Here is a 19,948-nt window from a genome sequence, read left to right as displayed (position 1 = left end):
TGTTTGACTTTAGATATAAAATTTAGATAAAAAAGCATCTAAGATCTAGTGCGGAGTTAAAAATTTAAAAAGTCTAATATCTAATATCCAACATCTAACATCCAAAAAATTCTTACCTTTACCTTATGATTGCTAATTCCAGTTTTAAACAAGAACTGCTGCTGCGGGAATACGGCAGAAATGTTCAGAATATCGTTTCTTACATCTTATCCATTGAGGATCGGGCGCAACGCAGCCGCAGCGCGCAATTGCTCGTGAACTTGATGGCGAAACTTAATCCATCAATCCGGGATATTCAGGACATGCAGCAAAAGCTGTGGAACCATTTGTTTGTCATGTCAGATGGCAAATTGGATGTAGATTGCCCGTATCCGTTAAGCGCCATGGAATACCTCAACGATAAACCATCGCACATGGAAATTCCTCGCGATATTCCGAAGTACAAACACTACGGCAAAAACGTGGAGCACTTAATTAACAAAGCCATTGAAATAAAAGACAAAGACGAGCAGGATGCCGCTATTATTTCGTTAGGCAAGCTCATGAAAACGCTTTACCGTACCTATAATAAAGATTCCATCACCGACGAAATCATCCTAAACAACATTCGCGAGCTTTCCGGCGGTAAATTAAACATGGATCTGGCCAGAATAGAAGCTAACAATTTGTTCGAGGTAAGTGCCAAAGCCGCACATCAAAATAGTTCTTCCAATAACAACAACAATAATAACCGGAAGAAGATGCAGGACAACAAACAACAGCAACGCAAAAAGCAACAATAGCTTTATTGTTTGTGGTTGCTTGTTCGTTGTTGATGATCATTTTAAATCTAACTTCCGCAAAAGAGGACTTTTAAAGTTGTTTGTGAAGACACAAACAATGGCACCGCTTATTATTAGCAGTATTTACCCGGTCAACTTTGCAGAAGACCTAATATTCCCATTTCTAGCATAACTTGTATATAGTTTAGGTTCGTGTTTTAGGCTATAATTTGCCTGAAGTATCTTACTTATAACTCTTAACTCATAACTCTTAACTCATTTAAATGGCCTGTTTTGAAGTAATTGGTGGCAATAAACTAAAAGGAGAAATTATTCCGCAGGGCGCCAAAAACGAAGCTTTGCAAATTTTATGTGCCGTATTACTTACCTCCGAAACCGTAACAATTTCTAATGTGCCGGACATTCGGGATGTAAATAAATTAATCCAGATTTTAGCTGATTTAGGCGTAAAAGTAGAAAAGAAAGATGCCTCTACTTACACGTTTACTGCCGATGATATTAACCTGGATTATTTAAAAACGGAACAATATGCGGCCCAAGGCCGCGCTTTGCGGGGTTCCGTAATGATTATGGGTCCCATGCTGGCGCGTTTCGGCGTATGCGCATTGCCAAAACCCGGCGGCGATAAAATCGGCCGTCGTCCCATGGATACCCATTTTAATGGTTTAAAAAAGTTAGGCGCTACCTTTAATTACGACTCTCAGGACTCTTTCTTCCAGATTACGGCCCCAAACAAATTAAAGGGCGCTTATATGCTGCTCGATGAGGCTTCGGTAACCGGAACGGCTAACATTGTAATGGGCGCTGTGCTGGCCGAAGGCACCACAACCATTTACAATGCCGCTTGCGAACCTTATTTGCAGCAATTATGCCGGATGTTGGTGCGCATGGGCGCTAAAATTAACGGCATTGGCTCTAATTTACTCGTGATTGAAGGCGTTGAAAAACTGGGAGGCACCGAACACCGCATGTTACCCGACATGATCGAGATTGGTTCTTTTATTGGTTTGGCTGGTATGACGGGTTCCGAAATCACGATAAAAGATGCTCAGATTCAGGAACTAGGCATTATCCCGGACACTTTCCGTCGTTTAGGAATTCAAATGGAGTTCCGGGGCGATGACATCTACATTCCGGCGCAGGATTCTTACGAAATAGACACCTACATCGACGGCAGTATATTAACCATTGCGGATGCCATCTGGCCCGGTTTTACCCCCGACTTGATTAGTGTGGCTTTGGTTACAGCTACCCAGGCGAAAGGCACGGTACTCATCCACCAGAAAATGTTCGAGAGCCGCTTATTTTTCGTGGACAAGTTAATCGATATGGGCGCCCAGATTATTTTATGCGATCCGCACCGGGCTACCGTTATCGGCCACAACCGTAAAGTTTCGCTCCGCGGCATTAACATGACGTCGCCGGATATCCGGGCCGGTGTCGCTTTACTCATCGCGGCTTTATCCGCAGAAGGTAAAAGTGTAATTGAGAACGTAGAGCAAATTGACCGCGGCTACCAATACATTGATAAACGTTTAAACGCCATTGGTGCCGATATCAGACGATTGTAGTGTTAAAATTTTTAAATTTTTAAACAGAGAGCGGCTGATCATCTTCATCAGCCGCTCTTTATTTTATACCGCTACCTCTTTCTAGCTCAGAATTTATTTATCTGACTTTTCGAACAAAGCTCCTTTTTTGGGACAAGTCTTAGTGGAGTAGAACTTGCGCCGGGCACATAAAAAATTAAAAAATTTAAAAACACGGGGATAACTACCATATTTTTAGATTTTCAGAACCTGATAGTTAAAGAAAAAACGGCAATTCCATTGTTATAGTAATTTTTTAAAATAGTAAATTCTTCTTTACTTTCGAAATATTAATGTTACAGGCCATGTCCAACACAAATTACAGCATCCGCACCGATTGGGAGATTGAAGAGATTCGGGGAATTTATAACAAACCGTTACTCGAACTTATAGTAGAAGCCGCGAATGTACACCGCCAGCACCAAACAGGTAGTGAAGTGCAGGTTTGTACCTTACTTTCGGTAAAAACCGGGGGCTGTCCCGAAGATTGCGCGTATTGTCCGCAGGCGGCCCGCTACCAAACCGGCGTAAAAGCCCATGGCTTGTTAAAAGACGAAGAAGTACTGGAAGCGGCTACCCGCGCTAAAAATGCCGGTTCTACCCGTTTCTGTATGGGAGCTGCCTGGCGTGAAGTGCGCGATAACCGCGATTTTGACCGCGTATTAGGCATGGTTACCCAGGTAAACGACATGGGCTTAGAAGTATGCTGCACCTTAGGCATGGTAAATGAGTACCAGGCCGAGCGCTTAAAACAAGCCGGTTTATACGCCTACAACCATAACCTGGATACGTCCGGCGACCATTATAGTAATATTATTACTACCCGTAAATACGAAGACCGCTTAAATACCATTGATCACGTGCGCAAAGCCGGTATTTCGGTGTGTAGCGGTGGCATAATTGGCCTAGGCGAAACTACCGAAGACCGCATTGAAATGCTGCACGTATTGGCTACCATGCCCGAGCATCCTGAATCAGTGCCGGTAAATGCTTTAGTTCCGGTTGCTGGTACACCACTAGAGAATCAACCCCGGGTATCTGTCTGGGATATGATCCGGATGATAGCTACGGCTCGCATAACCATGCCCAAAGCCATGGTGCGCTTATCAGCGGGCCGCAATACCATGAGCGTTACCGAACAAGCCCTGTGCTTTTTGGCGGGAGTTAATTCAATTTTCTCCGGCGAAAAACTACTTACTACGCCTAACCCAGACTTTAACGAAGACCTGGCCATGTTTGAGCTACTCGGTTTAGAGCCGCGTAAGGCTTTTAAAAATGCGTTGGAACCGGCTAATTAAGCCATGCAATTCCCGCATAACTTACAGCAAAAATTAAATAACCGGCAGTTTCAAGGCACTTACCGTCGTCTTAAAACCAGCCAGGTGAAGATTGATTTTTGCTCGAATGATTATTTAGGCTTAGCCCGGTCTACAGCTTTAAAAAAATTAGTGGCCCGGGAAGTTGAACAATTTTCGGATTACTTAATGGGCGCTACCGGTTCCCGGCTTTTATCTGGCAACCATCCCGTATACGAACTGCTCGAAGCGCAACTGGCTACTTTTCACCAGGCCGAAGCGGCACTGTTATTTAATTCGGGGTATGTAGCTAATCTGGGCATTTTTTCGGCGGTGCCGCAACGGGGCGATACCATATTTTACGACGAAGTCAGCCATGCATCCATTAAAGAAGGTATCCGGTTGAATTTAGCGAAGGCGTATTCTTTTAAGCACAATTCCCTGGAAGATTTAAGCCGCAAATGGAAGCACGCCGCGGGAAATGTCTACGTTGCCGTAGAATCTATTTATTCCATGGACGGCGACCAGGCTCCCTTACCTGAACTCGCTGCTTTTTGCGAAGAACAAGGCGCCTACCTAATCGTAGACGAAGCGCATTCCAACGGTTTATTCGGGCCAAATGGGGAAGGCTTGGTGGTAGAACAAAATCTAGTAAACAAAGTATTTGCCCGCATCATGACCTTTGGCAAAGCCATTGGCAGCCATGGCGCCGCAGTTGTGGGTTCTACTAACTTACGCGAGTACCTCATTAACTTTAGCCGCCCTTTTATTTACAGTACGGCCTTACCGCTGCATAATATATTAGCTATTAAAACGGCTTACAGCTTTTTACCCTCGCTCCAGGCTGAGCGGCAACATGTGATGCAACTTTCCGGGTACCTGAACCAGAAATTAGAAGCGGCTATGGGACTTTTTTTAAAAAATCCGGGTCCAATTAATTGTATTTTCAGTAATGATGTAGCGCAACTCCAAAAAGTAAGTGCGCAATTACAAGAGGCAAATGTGGATGTACGACCGGTTTTCAGTCCGACGGTACCCGCCGGTAAAGAACGATTGCGTATCATAGTTCACGCTTATAACTCCCAGGAAGAAGTAGATTTGTTATTACAACACACTGAATTTTTAAATTTTTGAAAAAAATATTTGTAACCGGTATTGGCACCGATGTAGGTAAAACCTTGGTAGCCGCCATTTTAACCGAAGCCTTACAAGCCGATTATTGGAAACCTGTACAAGCCGGAAATTTAGAATTTACGGACACTGACCGGGTAAAAGAACTGGTTTCTAATGCACAATCCTGTTTCTATCCGGAAGCATACCGGTTTCACATGCCGGCTTCGCCGCACCTGGCCGCCGCCGCCGAGAACATCGAAATAAACCCTGATAAATTTATTTTACCGGAAGCTACAAACCATTTAGTAATTGAAGGAGCCGGCGGATTGCTGGTGCCTTTAACCGCTGAATTTTTAATTATTGATTTAATTGCCCAACTGCAGGCCGAAGTAATTCTGGTTTCACAAAATTACCTGGGCAGCATTAACCATACTTTACTTTCTATTCTTTGCTTGCAGCAGCGTCAGATTCCTATTAAGGGCATCATCTTTAACGGTCCTCCTACACCTTCTTCCGAAGATTATATTACGCAGTACACCAGAGTACCCAAGTTAGGCGCATTGCTGCCGGAAACCGAAATAAACCTTGCCATGGTACAGCATTATGCTGCCCAATGGCGACCAAATTTATGAAGAATTTAGCAACCCGCGACCGCGAAATTATCTGGCACCCCTATACCCAAATGCAAACCGCCGCTTTGCCCATTGGCATTGTGCGCGGCGAAGGCAGTTTATTATACGCTGAGTCCGGCGACGTTTACCTGGATGCCGTATCGTCGTGGTGGGTGAATATTCACGGCCACTCCCACCCTTACATCGCCGAAAAAATAGCGCAGCAGGTTAAAACCCTGGACCACGTTATATTTGCCGGATTTACGCACCAACCCGCCGTTGAATTAGCCGAAAAATTACTGACCATTCTGCCCCAAAACCAAAGGCGGATTTTTTATTCCGATAACGGTTCTACGGCCGTAGAAGTAGCTTTAAAAATGGCAATTCAATACTGGGAGAATGCGGGCACGCCCAAACGCAGAATTATTGCTTTCCGGGATTCGTACCACGGCGATACTTTTGGGGCAATGTCGGTAAGTAGCCGCAGTGCGTTTACCCAGCCCTTTGTGCAGTATTTATTCGAAGTTGATTTTCTGGATGTGCCTGTAGTGGGCAAAGAACAACTGGTATTATCGCAGATTGAAGAAATTTTAAAAAATAACGCTGTAGCGGCCTTTATCTTCGAGCCGTTATTGCTCGGTACCGCCGGCATGGTCATGTACCAACCGGCTATTTTGGATGAACTGCTGGAAATTTGCCAAAAGCATAACGTAATTACCATTGCCGATGAAGTTATGACTGGTTTTGGAAGAACCGGAAGAAACTTTGCCACTGATTATTTAAAAAATAAGCCGGATATCATGTGCTTTTCCAAAGGTTTAACCGGGGGGGTGATGGCTCTGGGTGTAACCAGTTGCACTGCGGCTATTTACGAAGCTTTTTTAAGCGATAATCCAGGCAAAACATTTTTTCACGGTCATTCTTTTACGGCCAATCCCATTGCTTGTGCCACTGCCCTGGCCAGCCTGGATTTATTTGTGGAAGATTCTTGCCAGAATAATATTAAAAGAATTTGCCAGCAACACGAACAATTTCGGGCTCAAATTGCCCATCACCCAATCCTAAAAGAATGCCGGCAATTAGGGACTGTATTAGCTCTTGAATTTAACGCCGGGGAAACTTCGTACTTTAACAACATCCGCCAAAAATTGTATCAATTTGCCCTGGACAACCAGGTTATCTTACGTCCGCTGGGTAATATTATCTACGTGATGCCGCCTTACTGTACTACCAATGCGCAACTAGCGCAAATTTACCAGGTAGTTTCGGGCATGCTTACTTTAATGGCAGAAAACTGATTTGACACAAAAAAGCTACATCACTTTAAAAGGCTTAGGCTCTATTTCGCCTTTGGGTGCTACCCCGCAGGAAGTAAATAAAGCGTACTTGGACGCTGCTTCCCGGATATATTTAAAAATTTTTAAAAATTATCCGGCTCCGGCGGCGGCATTATCCCCCGAAACGGAAGACCATGTGACCGCTCTCCGACAGGAAAATAAAATGTACAAAAATCTGGACCGGACGGTTTTGCTGGCAATGCACGCAGCCAGGCAGGCTATTACCCAAGCTGGTTGGCACGCCGAAAACGAGATAGCCGTGAACATTGGATCTTCGCGTGGCGCTACCGGTTTAATGGAGCAATACCTGGAAGATTTCCGGAACAACCCGGCGCAATTATCTTCTCAAACGTCTCCTACCACAACTTTAGGCAATATTTCGAGTTGGGTTGCCAACGATTTGCAAACGGAAGGCCCCGTTATCAGCCACTCGGTTACCTGTAGTACAGCTTTGCAGGCCATAGCCAATGGGTTTGCCTGGTTACAATCCGGCATGGCCACGCGTTTTTTGGCCGGTGCCGCCGAAGCGCCGCTTACGCCTTTTACCGTGGCCCAGATGCAAGCCATTGGTATTTACGCTAAAGAACCAGTCCATAACTACTGGTGCCGCCCTTTAAATGCAGAAAAGCAAAATACGTTTGTACTAGGCGAAGGCGCCGCTTTGTTTGCTTTGGAGCGCAATTCGGAGAATCAATTAACAATCGATTCTATTCTGCTGGAAGCTATTGGGTTTGGGTTTGAGAAAATCACGAGTAAAACCGGCATTTCACGGGAAGGCTTAAACTTTCAAAAAGCGATGGGGGGAGCATTGCAACAATTACCTGCTTATGATCAAACGATTGATGCTATTGTACTACACGCCCCCGGTACCGCAGCTGGGGATGCCGCCGAAATAACCGCGATTAAAGCAGTTTTTGGGGAGAACATACCTGTGCTCACTTCGAATAAGTTATTAATTGGGCACACATTGGGAGCTTCGGCTGCCCTTAGTTTAGAATATGCGCTTTGGATTTTAGAAAATCAAAAAATTTTAAAATTTCCTTACCCGGTGTTTATCCCGGAGCAGCAAAATCCCAAAGTTATCCGGCGAGTTCTATTGTTAGCAGCTGGTTTTGGCGGCAATGCCTCCGCTTTAATTATCAGGAAAGGAATTTAGTTAATAGTCCATAGTTGATGGACCTTAGTTAAAAGCCAATAATTAATAGGAATCAGAGAAAATAGCTAAACAGAGTGGAAACATCTAAATAAAAACTTTACAATCTTTCAACTTTATAACCTTTTAACTTTCAAACTTTTCAACTAATTCATCACACCCGAAAATCAAAGTAATTTATTTCTTCGATTTCTTTTAAAAACTTAAAAGAAGCATATTTATTTACGATAAATTCATCTCCTCTTAACCACACCAATTTATCTTCTATCCCAAACGTATTATAGACGCAGGTTGTAGGAGAAATAATGTAATCGACCGGTTCATCTTCGTAAAACAAGGTATCATATGCGTTAAATGTCTGTAATTTATCGCTGTAGTTCTTATTGGCTAAAGAATTAACAATAAAAACGCCGCCTTCGATTTTACCAATTTTAGTAAAACCTTCGGGTGTTTCGGCCACACAATCAATGCCGCCTTGTTCAATAGAAGGCCCCAAAATAAGTCCACCGGCCCGGGCATCAATTACTAGCCCAGTTTTTAATAATTTCCAAAATTCTTTTTTAGATATAATATCTAAATCCGTATCGGAATGGGCGTAGTTGTAATCATCCATAATCAAGTGTAGTTAAACGTAATGTAGGAAGGAAATATTTAGAGATAATTTTACTGAATTACAGTGAATAATGTTTTACCTATTCTTCAATAAAGTTCATAGAATAAGCTATTTAAGACAGCTTAAGCCGGGGAGTAAAAACAATGGTAGACTTGCCAGGGTAATTTTTTATGAATTTCTTAATTTTAACCTAATCTAATTGGTTGCTAATTAATATTTGTAAATAGAAAGGTAATTAGCTAAAATTTTAACAATTATTTAACAAATAGTCTAAAAAATTCAGCAGCTTCTCCCTGAATTTAGTAGTTTTGCGACACATTGCTACAAATAAATTGCCTGTTAATGAAAATTTTAAAGTTTGGCGGCACCTCGGTAGGTTCTCCCCAAAACATGAAATTGGTAGCCAACCTGGTTAACGACGAGTATCGTAAAATTGTGGTATTATCGGCTATGTCGGGTACTACGAATAAGCTGGTCGAAATTGCCGGTAAGTTTTACCAACAACAAACCCAGGAAGCGCTTCAACTTACCGAAAATTTATATAAAATTTACCGGGAAGTAATAAAAGGTTTGTATACCACCGAAAAGAAAAAATTTGCAGCACTGGATTTAGTAATTTCTCACTTTGATTTTATTAAATCAATGGCAACAGGTCCTTTTTCTATTCGCGAAGAACGGGCTATTTTAGCCCAGGGCGAATTACTTTCTACGGCTTTATTTCAGTTTCTACTGGAGGAAATGAACCTGGACTCTGTTTTGTTGCCGGCCCTCAATTTTATGCGCATAGACGAAAATGAGGAACCAGACACTAAATTTTTGCAGCAAGAATTAAGTACTACTTTAGCCAAACATCCCCATAATAATCTTTTCGTTACGCAAGGCTATATTTGTCGTAATTCGTTCGGGGAAATAGATAATTTAAAACGCGGTGGCAGCGATTACTCGGCTTCGCTGATTGGAGCCGCTGTAAAAGCCACCGAAATCCAAATCTGGACCGATATTGACGGCATGCACAATAACGATCCGCGTATTGTACGGAACACCTATCCAATTGCCGGGTTATCGTTCGATGAAGCAGCCGAGTTAGCTTATTTTGGTGTTAAAATTCTGCATCCTTCCAGCGTTTTACCTGCTAAGCAAAAAAACATACCGGTAAAATTGCTCAACACTATGCAGCCGGAAGCAAAGGGGACTACCATTTCGTCGCTATCGTCGGGCAAGAGCATAAAGGCCGTAGCCGCTAAAGACGGCATTGTGGCCATTAATGTAAAATCTAGCCGGATGCTGCTTGCTTATGGTTTTTTACGGCGGATTTTTGAAGTATTTGAAGAATATAAAACCCCTATCGATATGATTACGACTTCGGAAGTAGCCGTATCCTTAACCATTGATAATACAAAACACTTGTCGGATATAATTGCGGAATTAAAAGAATTTGGTTCGGTGCAGGTAGATGAAAGTCAAACTATTATTTGCTTAGTAGGCGACTCAATTGAAGAAGTACCCGGTACTACAGTAAAAATATTTGAAGCTTTAAAAAATATTCCTCTGCGCATGATTTCTTACGGCGGCAGTAAAAACAACATTAGCTTATTAATTAGTACCACCGATAAAAAACGAGCTTTAGTAGCTTTAAACGAAGGTGTATTTGAAAGGGAACCCGCACATGCTTAATCTGACCCAGCAAAACTGGAATGGGCAAAACACGCCCTTTTATTTCTACGATCTTAATTTATTACAGCAAACTTTACAGGCAGCCCGTACCGAAGCTAACCGTTATGGCTACCATGTGCATTATGCCTTAAAAGCAAATAGCAACGAGCCCATTTTAAAATTAATTCAGCAGGCAGGTTTTGGGGCGGACTGTGTAAGTGGTAACGAAATTAAACAAGCTTTAGCCACTGGTTTTAGGGCAGACCAAATTGTTTTTGCGGGAGTGGGTAAATCTGATGCTGAAATTAATTTTGCCTTAGAGCATGATATTTTCTGCTTTAACTGCGAATCGATGCAGGAATTGGAAATTATCAGCGAACTGGCACAGCAGCAAAATAAAATTGCCCGGATTGCCTTGCGTATCAACCCGAACGTAAACGCCAATACGCACAAATACATAACCACTGGTCTCGAAGAAAATAAATTTGGCATTAATACCTGGGAGTTGGCCGATGTCTTGGCCTTGCTGCGGCGCTTACCTAATCTGGAATTAATTGGTATACATTTTCACATTGGTTCGCAAATCACAGACCTGGTTGTTTTTGAAAAATTAAGTCTCCGGGTGAACGAAATTCAACAATGGTTCCGCGAACAAGCCTTTAATTTAAAGCATTTGAATGTGGGAGGTGGTTTGGGCGTAGATTATCACGCCCCTGAGGAAAATCCAATCCCAGATTTTGCGGCGTACTTTGCTATTTTTAACGAGCATTTGGCCGTACAACCGGGTCAAGTAGTACATTTTGAGTTAGGTCGAGCCTTGGTTGCTCAATGTGGCACCTTATTATCTAAAGTACTTTACATTAAAAAAGGTCAAAAGAAAAATTTTGCTATTCTGGATGCCGGCATGACGGAATTAATTCGCCCGATGCTCTACCAGGCGTACCACAAAATTGATAACTTAACCAGTAATTTACCGGAGCAAGTTTACGATGTGGTAGGGCCAATCTGCGAATCATCGGATTGCTTTGCTCAGAATGTTGCTCTGCCTGAGACCAAACGCCACGACTTAATTGCCATCCGCACGGCAGGAGCGTACGCCGAAGTTATGGCCTCGAACTATAATTTACGGGAAAAAGCTCCAGCTATTTACAAGTAAAATCTAACTTTATATATTGGGAGAAAGCCTGTTTAATACAGGCTTTTTTGTTTTTGCTAAAAATAAGTTAACTTTTTTGGCATTTAAGTAAATAATTTAGTAAAACAAAAATTACGAGTTTTTAAAATTTGCCGTAACCTACATTTCATTTATTAAACAGATTAGTTAAATAATTGAATAAACGCTGTATTAACACAAAATATAGGTATATATAAACCTCTTCGGCAAACCCTTATCCGTATTTTGACCTATTTTGGACTTCAGAATATCTTACTAACTTTACAACCCACTCAGAAGAAAAATTTTGATGCAGGCTCTTAAAGAGACAAACTTTCATTTCGCTAAACAGACAGGTTTTTACCGGGGCAAAGTTCGGGATGTCTATTACTTTCAGGATAAGCTGGCGGTAGTTGCTACTGACCGCATATCGGCTTTTGATGTGGTATTACCCCGCGCCATTCCGTTTAAAGGACAAGTACTAAATCAAATTGCAGCCACGTTTTTAAAAGCTACTTCGGATATTGTGCCCAACTGGGTATTGTCCCATCCTGATCCCAATGTAACAATCGGGATAAATTGCGAACCATTTAAAGTAGAAATGGTAATCCGGGGGTACCTGGCAGGCCATGCCTGGCGCGAATACCAGAGCGGCAAACGGGCAATTTGCGGGGCCAGTTTACCAGAGGGACTACGCGAAAACGACAAACTACCGGAACCTATTATTACCCCAACCACCAAAGCCGCCGAAGGCCACGACGAAGATATTTCGCCGGAGGATATTATAGCAACCGGGATCGTATCTGAAGAAGATTACCGCCAACTCGAAAATTACACGCGTCAACTGTTTACCCGGGGTACCGAAATGGCCGCCCAACAGGGATTATTGCTGGTAGATACTAAGTACGAGTTTGGGAAAGTAGATGAAAAAATTTACCTGATTGACGAAGTGCATACCCCCGACTCTTCGCGCTATTTTTATGCGGATGGTTACACCGAAAGACAAAAAGATGGCCAAACGCAAAAACAATTATCGAAGGAGTTTGTTCGTAAATGGTTAATAGAAAACGACTTTCAGGGAAAGGCTAATCAACGCGTTCCAGAGATGGACGATGACTGGATTCAAAGCATCTCTGAACGCTATATTGAGCTATTTGAAGTGGTTACCGGCACGCCTTTCCAGAAGACGGATTATAATCAGGCACTTGCGCGAATAGAGGCTAGTATATTGCAAAATGTTTAACTATAGGGCTTGAGTTACCCTTTTATATTATAAAATATTAATTTTTTTTAGTACATTCGCACTCTAAACATTATTTCAGTTCTTATGAAATACACCATTGATAAAAAAGAAAATTATACTATCATCACCATTGATGAGAAGAAATTAGATACAACTATTGCCCCAGATTTAAAATCAGAATTTGTTAAACTTAACGCCGAAGGTATCTCCAACCTTATTCTGGATTTAAGCAACGTAAAATATACCGATTCATCCGGTTTAAGCTCTATCTTAATTGCTAATCGTTTATGTAATTCTTCTAATGGTTTATTAATTCTAGCTGGTTTACAAGATCACGTAATGAAATTAATTACTATTTCTAAATTAGAATCTGTATTAAACATTTTACCTACCGTAGAAGAAGCTATTGACCGGGTATTTTTACACGAGATCGAGCGCGATTTAACAAACAAAGAAGAATAAGGTAAGCAGCGGAAGTATTGGAATTTGAGCTTAAAATACTAGGCAGTTCTTCCGCCACTCCTTCTCCCGATCGTCATCATACCGCTCAGGTTTTAACCATAGGCAATCAAATTAATCTAATTGATTGCGGCGAAAATACCCAAATGCAGCTGATGCGTTACAAAGTAAAGCATCAGCGCATTTCTAATATCTTCATCAGCCATCTCCACGGCGATCATTTTTTCGGTTTGTTTGGATTGCTCTCCACTATGCACCTGCAACAACGCACGCAGCCCTTAAATTTATTTGGTCCCGCAGGTTTAGACGAAATACTCACTACACAATTCAGGTATTCTCATACCCAACTAAGCTTTAAACTTACTTATCACGAACTCGATACTACGGTTCACGCGCAGGTATTTGAAGACAAAGCCATTACGGTACACACCTTGCCCATGCAGCACCGGATAGATTGCTGCGGCTTTTTATTCCGGGAAAAACCTAAACTAAGGCATTTAATTAAAGATAAATTACCTGGCTTTTTAACCCCAGCCCAGTTAGTGCGGCTTAAAGCCGGCGAAGACATTTTAGATGAAACTGGCAATTTACTGGTAGCAAACGCCGATGTAACCAGCGAACCAAACCGTAGCCGTTCATACGCTTACTGTTCTGACACCCGCTATAAAGAAGATATTCTGCCGTACATTAAACAAGTTGATTTATTGTACCACGAAGCTACTTTTCTGGACGAACTCAAGGAGCAAGCAGCCTACACAATGCACTCCACAGCTCTTCAGGCAGCTACTTTGGCGCGAAAGGCCGAGGTGAAACGCTTATTAATTGGTCATTTTTCGGTACGCTACCGCGATTTAACTCCTCTTCTGCTCGAAGCTAAATCTGTTTTCGACAACACGCAACTGGCCACCGAAGGCAAAACCATCAGTATTTTAGAGTAAACCGTTAATTTTCGAATCTCTATAAATTCAACTCAAAACAAGCATCTCTATTCGGGCATTTAAGCTTTTAGTAATAATAATTCGCTAGTCTTTTTACTTACATATAGGAGAGCGAATAATTAAGATAATGAAGCAAATAAATAGCTTTTCCCTCTTTTATTTTTGACTTCTTCGCGTAATTTAGCTGGCAAAAATTTACTATGGCTAAGTTAGCTTTATCTGCCCATCGAAAACGAAACACCTTATTTTTAATTTTATGCAGTATTTTTCTGGCGAATGCTTTATTAGCAGAATTAATTGGAGTTAAAATATTTTCGGCAGAGGCAATTTTTGGTTTACCAGGAGCTCAAATTCCAGTTTTACCCGGATTTAACTTAGATTTTAATTTAACCGCCGGCGTAGTAATATGGCCCATAGTATTTATTAGTACCGATATTATTAATGAGTATTTTGGGAAAGAGGGCGTTAAAAAAATTAGTGTTATTACGGTACTGCTGATTTTGTATATGTTTTTAGTAATTACCGTTATTGGTGCCTTGCCCCCAGCGCAGTTCTGGTTAGATGTAAATAACAAAGATGCCGCTGGCCATCCATTTAATATTAATTTTGCTTTCAACAGTATTTTTCGCCAGAGCTCGGGCATTATTATCGGATCAGTAACGGCATTTTTAATTTCGCAATTCTTAGATGCTTCGGTTTTTCATTGGTTACGCAGGGTTACCGGTAGCCGCAAAATCTGGTTACGAGCCACAGGTTCCACGTTAGTGTCGCAGCTAATCGATTCGCTGGTGGTATTGTTCGTGGCTTTTTATTTGTTTGGGAATTGGCCTTTAAAACAAGTTTTGGCAGTAGCTACCATTAATTATATGTATAAATTTGTGGTAGCTGTAGTTCTTACGCCTCTTTTATACCTGGCTCATTTTGCTATTGACCGCTACCTTGGGAATCACCTTTCCGAAGAAATTCAACACGAAGCCGTACTAGACAAAAGCGAGTTGTAGGTTTTAGGTTGAAAATCAAAAAATAAGATTTATCAAGTTCTTGCGATTATTAGCGTAGTATATCTTCTAATATTTATGAAATTTGGTGCTTTTGATGAAGTACTATTTGTAGTTTCTGAATATGCCAACTTTCTAACCTTTCCACCTGTAACTTGCAACCTGCAACTTTCATAACTAACTTGCCAAAAATTTAATTATAGTATGTCGCGTATTTTAACTGGCATTCAAAGCTCCGGACGGCCGCATTTAGGCAACCTGTTAGGCGCCATCATTCCGGCTATTGAGCTTTCTAAAAACTCTGCCAACGATTCACTTTATTTTATTGCGGATATGCACTCGCTCACTTCGGTGCGCGATGCCCAGCTATTGCGTCAGAACACGTATGCGGTAGCTGCCGCGTGGTTAGCTTTTGGGTTTGATACTAATCGCAATATATTTTACCGGCAATCGGATTTACCTGAAGTTACCGAACTTACCTGGTACCTGAGCTGCCTGGCACCGTATCCCATGCTGGCCAATGCTCATTCCTTTAAAGATAAATTAAACCGCCTATCTGATGTAAATGCAGGTGTATTTACCTACCCGGTTCTTATGACTGCTGATATTCTTTTGTATGAGGCTGAATTTATACCGGTAGGGAAAGACCAAATGCAACATTTGGAAATAGCTCGCGACATTGCCAATGCCTTTAATAATACGTATGGTCAAACCTTTGTAGTACCACAAGCCAAAATAGACGAAACAGTAATGACTATTCCGGGTACAGATGGTACTAAAATGAGTAAATCGTACGGTAACATTATCGATATTTTTGTAGAGGATAAGGCTTTACGGAAAACTATCATGTCGATCATATCCGATAGTAAAACCTTAGCAGAACCTAAAGATCCGGAAAACGATACGACTTTTACTTTGTATGCTTTGTTAGCCTCGTCGGAAGAAACGGAAAAAATGCGTGCTAATTATTTGGCTGGTAATTACGGTTACGGGCACGCGAAACAAGCTTTATACGAGTTAATTATTACTAAATTTAAGCGGGAACGGGAGTTATTTAACTATTACATGAACAACCTACCCGAAGTAGATCAGAAGCTAGCCGAAGGTGCAGCCAAAGCCCGGGTCATTGGCTCGCAGGTACTCGCGCGGGTACGGCAACGGTTAGGCTACAATGCCCAAGCATAAAATTACGGAAATAACTTCGGGGAATTTTAAAATTTTTGATTCACTACTATAATGGAATTCAACAAGAAAGCCGGAACATTTTCCGGCTTTCTTGTTACTGTTAGTCAAAGTTTAAACTTAACTAAAAATCCGGTCGTGGGAGCGTTTTTCGTTCCACTCGGGTGTTGGCCGGAAATAGGTAGTGTCTTCTTTATGCAGATGTTGCTTCATCACTTCGTCGTTTAATTCTACGCCTAAACCAGGTGCATCTAAAGGTACGTGCGCGAAGCCTTTGGTGTACAATGGTTGTTTGCCTACCATTTTTACTAAAGTGGGCCACCACGGATTATCGACTATCTGGTTTGGTACTTCCAGGGCTAATACGTTTTGGGTAGCAGCGGCGCTGTGTACATTAGCCATAAAGCAAACGGGGGTACCGGCAAAATGCAGGCCCATGGCTACACCTTTTTCTTCGGCGTAATCGCCAATCTTTTTAGTTTCCAGAATACCGCCGGAACTTCCCATATCGGGTTGCACAATATCTACGGCGCGCACATCGCAGAGCTTCTGGAAGGTTTCTTTTAAGTAAATATCCTCGCCAGTCATGGTGGGCGTGGTGATGGCATCGGTAATGGTTTTTAACTGGTCGGTGCTATCCCAAGGCACAAAATCCTCCAGGGAGGCCATCCGGAAAGGTTCAAGGGCCCGCGCTACCCGAATACAGTTATTCACGTCGAAATGCCCCATGTGATCGGCGGATAATGGAACCTCGTAACCCACAATAGACCGAATAGTATCCACGTATTTGGCCAGCAAGTCTAGTCCTTTGTCGGTTACCTGAATGGCGGTAAACGGATGGCGCGTACTTTGGTAGGAACCAAAACTCAGATCATCGGTGCCGAAGCCAGGTACAAACTTGGTATTTACCGTAGTTCCCAGAATACTACTGTACACTTGTATACCGGGGTGCATTTTTAACCAGGTAAACCCTTGCTCTTCCATGCGGTGTTTAATATCGGCTTTAAATTTGGCCACGTCCATGTTCGTAACCGAGTGCCCGGGCACGTACGAATAAAGCCGCACCTGATCGCGATAACGCCCGCCCAACAGTTGCCAAACCGGAACGCCGTACGCTTTACCCGCTAAATCCCAGAGCGCCATTTCTACGCCGCTAACGCCGCCGCCCAAACGGCCATGATTACCAAATTGCTTAATTGTTTTAAAGAGCATTTCAACGTTGCAAGGATTTTGACCCAGAAGCCGGCTTTTCAGAAACAGCGCGTAGCGGGCATCTCCCCCATCCCGTACTTCGCCTAAACCATAAATACCCTGGTTGGTATCTATCCGGATGATAACGTTGCGCGCGTTGGTGAACGAGGTTCCATTCGAAACCGTAGCGTAGCGCATATCCGTTATTTTTAATTCCGAAGGGTTCGAAGCCCGGTTTACTTTGGCGGTACTTTGGGCCAGGGTATCTTCCAGCGAAAAATTCAGGAAACCAGCTAAAGAAATACCACCCAACGCAGTCCTTTTTAAAAAATTTCGTCGGGCGGGGGTTGTGAGCGGATTACTCATTTCGGCTTGCGCAGCCATTTTTTGTCCATTCTCGTTGGCCTGATTAGCAGCCATTAATTGTTGAAGTATGCTCTTCATTTACTTTAGCTGTTTATGATTTTTATTGCTGATGATACTAAAAAAGCAAGCTACAAACAAGATTAAATTGGTGTAGAAATAAAAAAAGCTGAAATTTCTTTCAGCTTTTTAAAAATTTAAAAAAAAATTTACCAGGTTCTTTTGCTCATTACTTTGTCTACTTCGGCTTTGGTCATGGTGCCCAATTCGGGATGTTGGCCTAACCATTTCAGAAAATCATTTTTCAACTGATCGTTCCATTGACTATCAATTTGGCCGGCAGAATATTTACCGGCTTTAATCATTTCAATACCAAACTTATCTTTCCGGATTACGAATTCGCAGGTACTAATAACTTGTTCAGCCAAATGCGCCGGAATAAACAATACACCTTCGCGCTTGGCAATTACTAAATCGCCAGGCATTACCATTACGTTGCCCATCCGGATGGGTGTATTTAAACCGGTTAACACGCTGCCTTCTAAAAACGACGGGTGCCAATCGCGCACAAATGCGTTGAATCCTTTTATGGTTTGAATTTCTTCGAGGTCGCGAGCAGCCGCGTTAAACACAACACCATTACCCGATTTATTATAAATAGAATTAGCCAGCGTAGCGCCCATTAAGGTTCCCCCGCCAATTTTACCAAAACCATCGGCTACATACACATCGCCTTTCACGAGTACATCAATGGGCCAGGAGTTAGAAGCGCCTTTGCGACCCTGTACTTTCTGACCACGGTCCAGAATGCTTTTTTCTACATCGGGGCGGCTAGGCATAAACTGGGCGGTTACCGCCCGACCTACTACCGGCGTTACATCGTCTACAGTTTTCCAGTTGCCTTCGTATTGGTTCAGGTAACCTTCATTTTTTAAAACGGTCCAGGCATCGGCAATACCAACTTTCTTCGCTCTTTCCAATAAGCTTTCCGCCACTTTCGGGCGACCATCCGGGAAGCGCTCGCCCTTCCACTCCGAAGTTAAAAAGGTAAGTTCTTCTTTTGAAATTGTTTGGGCATGTAAAGATTTAAAACCAAAAAGGCTTACAGCAGAAAGTACTACGAATGAAATTTTAAAATTCATTAGGTTTGTAATTAAATGAATGATTGGTAAAAACAAGCTGGTTAGTTAACTAAATCTTAAGACAGATTTGGCTAACTAACCAGGCTATAATCTTATGAAATAAAAGGCCAAATAAAAAACAAACGCAAAAAATTAAAAAAGCATCTGTTTAAAAGCAACAATTAGCTTTTATTGATTAATGACCTTTAGCTAAGTAAGCCTCAATGTCTTTCTTCGTGATGGCTAATTTCTTCGGATATTTTCCGATCCAGGTTCTAAACTCATCTTTAATTTTATCGGACCAATCGCCGTGAATTTCGCCGGAAGGATATTTGCCTTGCGTTAAAAGTACCCGCTCAAACTCGTCGCGCAGTGCGGTCATTTCGGAAGCTGAAACCAAACCTTCTACTAAGTGCGCCGGAATAAACACCACGCCATATTCGTTCGCAAACACCACATCCCCGGGGAAAACGGTAACTTCGCCAATCCGGATAGGTGCGTTAATGGAAGCTGGCGTCATGTCTTTGATGTACGACGGGTCGTGGCCTTTTACCCAGGCGTTAAAGCCTTTGGTATCTTTTAATTCTTGCATGTCGCGGATAGAGCCGTAAAAAATAACGCCTTTGCCAGTTTTGCCGTAAATCGCGTTACCTAAGCTGGAGCCAATTAAAGTACCGTCTTTTACTTTACCATATCCATCGGCCACGTAAATATCGCCTTTGGTTAAAATATCGATGGGCCAGATGTTAATACCACCTTTTTGCGAACGGCCTTCGGCTTTGCCCTGGGCTCTTACCAAACTATCCAGGTCGGGGCGAGTGGGCATAAACTGCGCCGTAACTACCCGGCCCGTCATGGTTTCGCCGGGTTTTAAAATAACCCAGTTTTTCTCTACCTGGTTGCGGTAGCCTTTATTGCCCAAATAACCCCAAATTTGTTCTAAAGTACAATTCTGTAAACGCTCCAAAACTAAATCCGATACTTTGGGGCGACCATCCGGAAAACGCTCGCCTTTCCAGTTAGAAGTCAAGGCTTTTACTGTTTCGGACGTGGAGCCTACCCGTACTTGCGCATTTGCCAAAAATCCGCTTAAAGCAAGAGCGCCAACTAGCAATAATTTCTTATTCATTATACTTTCGTTTATTAAAATTAAG

General features: G+C 42.3%; 18 protein-coding genes. 14 read left to right on the top strand and 4 right to left on the bottom strand.

Translation table 11 applies throughout. The features are described 5' to 3' along the window. Positions 1–125: 125 nt before the first annotated feature. The 7 genes from HUW48_RS05345 (at position 126) to HUW48_RS05315 (ending at position 7,883) form a co-directional block, all read left to right on the top strand. The gene (locus HUW48_RS05345; RefSeq protein ID WP_182414691.1) at positions 126–782 is read left to right on the top strand and encodes a DUF4290 domain-containing protein; all 657 of its coding nucleotides are present in this window, start codon (positions 126–128) and stop codon (positions 780–782) included. 263 nt (positions 783–1,045) lie between these two features. Then, entirely contained in the window at positions 1,046–2,353 is a 1,308-nt protein-coding gene (gene murA / locus HUW48_RS05340; RefSeq protein ID WP_182414690.1) for a UDP-N-acetylglucosamine 1-carboxyvinyltransferase, read from the top strand. 323 nt (positions 2,354–2,676) lie between these two features. Then, positions 2,677–3,669 carry a biotin synthase BioB gene (gene bioB / locus HUW48_RS05335; RefSeq protein WP_246343701.1) on the top strand — a complete coding sequence of 331 codons (993 nt, stop codon included), beginning with the start codon at positions 2,677–2,679 and terminating at the stop codon, positions 3,667–3,669. 3 nt (positions 3,670–3,672) lie between these two features. Continuing rightward, complete coding sequence (locus HUW48_RS05330; RefSeq protein ID WP_182414688.1) at positions 3,673–4,800, top strand: aminotransferase class I/II-fold pyridoxal phosphate-dependent enzyme; 1,128 nt, start codon at positions 3,673–3,675, stop codon at positions 4,798–4,800. Next, entirely contained in the window at positions 4,797–5,411 is a 615-nt protein-coding gene (bioD, locus tag HUW48_RS05325) for a dethiobiotin synthase (protein ID WP_182414687.1), read from the top strand. The genes HUW48_RS05330 and bioD overlap by 4 nt, the downstream gene beginning before the upstream one ends. After that, entirely contained in the window at positions 5,408–6,688 is a 1,281-nt protein-coding gene (bioA, locus tag HUW48_RS05320) for an adenosylmethionine--8-amino-7-oxononanoate transaminase (protein ID WP_182414686.1), read from the top strand. Before bioD ends, bioA begins: the two co-directional genes overlap by 4 nt. A 1-nt stretch (position 6,689) precedes the next feature. Beyond that, a complete protein-coding gene (locus HUW48_RS05315; protein WP_182414685.1) occupies positions 6,690–7,883 on the top strand; it encodes a beta-ketoacyl synthase N-terminal-like domain-containing protein in 1,194 nt (397 codons plus the stop codon). Between the two features lie 151 nt (positions 7,884–8,034). On the opposite strand, the gene HUW48_RS05310 is transcribed toward HUW48_RS05315, so the two are convergent. Further along, the gene (locus HUW48_RS05310; protein ID WP_182414684.1) at positions 8,035–8,493 is read right to left on the bottom strand and encodes a hypothetical protein; all 459 of its coding nucleotides are present in this window, start codon (positions 8,491–8,493) and stop codon (positions 8,035–8,037) included. A 342-nt stretch (positions 8,494–8,835) separates the two neighbouring features. On the opposite strand from HUW48_RS05310, the gene HUW48_RS05305 reads away from it, so the two are divergent. From HUW48_RS05305 to trpS, 7 genes are all read left to right on the top strand, one after another. Then, positions 8,836–10,167: an aspartate kinase gene (locus HUW48_RS05305; RefSeq protein ID WP_182414683.1), complete on the top strand. Its 1,332-nt coding sequence runs from the start codon at positions 8,836–8,838 to the stop codon at positions 10,165–10,167. Beyond that, the gene (gene lysA / locus HUW48_RS05300; protein WP_182414682.1) at positions 10,160–11,302 is read left to right on the top strand and encodes a diaminopimelate decarboxylase; all 1,143 of its coding nucleotides are present in this window, start codon (positions 10,160–10,162) and stop codon (positions 11,300–11,302) included. Before HUW48_RS05305 ends, lysA begins: the two co-directional genes overlap by 8 nt. A 307-nt stretch (positions 11,303–11,609) precedes the next feature. Continuing rightward, a complete protein-coding gene (locus tag HUW48_RS05295; RefSeq protein WP_182414681.1) occupies positions 11,610–12,542 on the top strand; it encodes a phosphoribosylaminoimidazolesuccinocarboxamide synthase in 933 nt (310 codons plus the stop codon). Positions 12,543–12,626: 84 nt separating this feature from the next. Next, positions 12,627–13,004, top strand: coding sequence for an STAS domain-containing protein (locus tag HUW48_RS05290; protein ID WP_150092066.1), 378 nt, complete (start codon positions 12,627–12,629; stop codon positions 13,002–13,004). A 17-nt stretch (positions 13,005–13,021) separates the two neighbouring features. Continuing rightward, positions 13,022–13,939: a ribonuclease Z gene (locus HUW48_RS05285; protein WP_182414680.1), complete on the top strand. Its 918-nt coding sequence runs from the start codon at positions 13,022–13,024 to the stop codon at positions 13,937–13,939. 200 nt (positions 13,940–14,139) lie between these two features. After that, on the top strand, positions 14,140–14,940 hold the full coding sequence (locus HUW48_RS05280; protein WP_182414679.1) for a queuosine precursor transporter: 801 nt from the start codon (positions 14,140–14,142) through the stop codon (positions 14,938–14,940). Between the two features lie 201 nt (positions 14,941–15,141). Beyond that, positions 15,142–16,122, top strand: a complete 981-nt coding sequence (trpS, locus tag HUW48_RS05275; RefSeq protein WP_182414678.1) for a tryptophan--tRNA ligase — start codon at positions 15,142–15,144, stop codon at positions 16,120–16,122. A 117-nt stretch (positions 16,123–16,239) separates the two neighbouring features. Here trpS and HUW48_RS05270 read toward each other — a convergent pair whose 3' ends face one another. The 3 genes from HUW48_RS05270 to HUW48_RS05260 form a co-directional block, all read right to left on the bottom strand. Next, entirely contained in the window at positions 16,240–17,754 is a 1,515-nt protein-coding gene (locus HUW48_RS05270; protein ID WP_182414677.1) for a mandelate racemase/muconate lactonizing enzyme family protein, read from the bottom strand. A gap of 128 nt (positions 17,755–17,882) precedes the next feature. Next, on the bottom strand, positions 17,883–18,815 hold the full coding sequence (locus HUW48_RS05265; RefSeq protein ID WP_182414676.1) for an RraA family protein: 933 nt from the start codon (positions 18,813–18,815) through the stop codon (positions 17,883–17,885). Between the two features lie 175 nt (positions 18,816–18,990). Continuing rightward, complete coding sequence (locus HUW48_RS05260; protein WP_182414675.1) at positions 18,991–19,923, bottom strand: RraA family protein; 933 nt, start codon at positions 19,921–19,923, stop codon at positions 18,991–18,993. Between the last annotated feature and the right edge of the window lie 25 nt (positions 19,924–19,948).

It is taken from the genome of Adhaeribacter radiodurans (genome assembly GCF_014075995.1).
GTDB lineage: Bacteria > Bacteroidota > Bacteroidia > Cytophagales > Hymenobacteraceae > Adhaeribacter > Adhaeribacter radiodurans.
The sequence above is the reverse complement of the archived record's forward strand: the minus strand, read 5'-3'. Positions and strand labels throughout refer to the sequence as shown.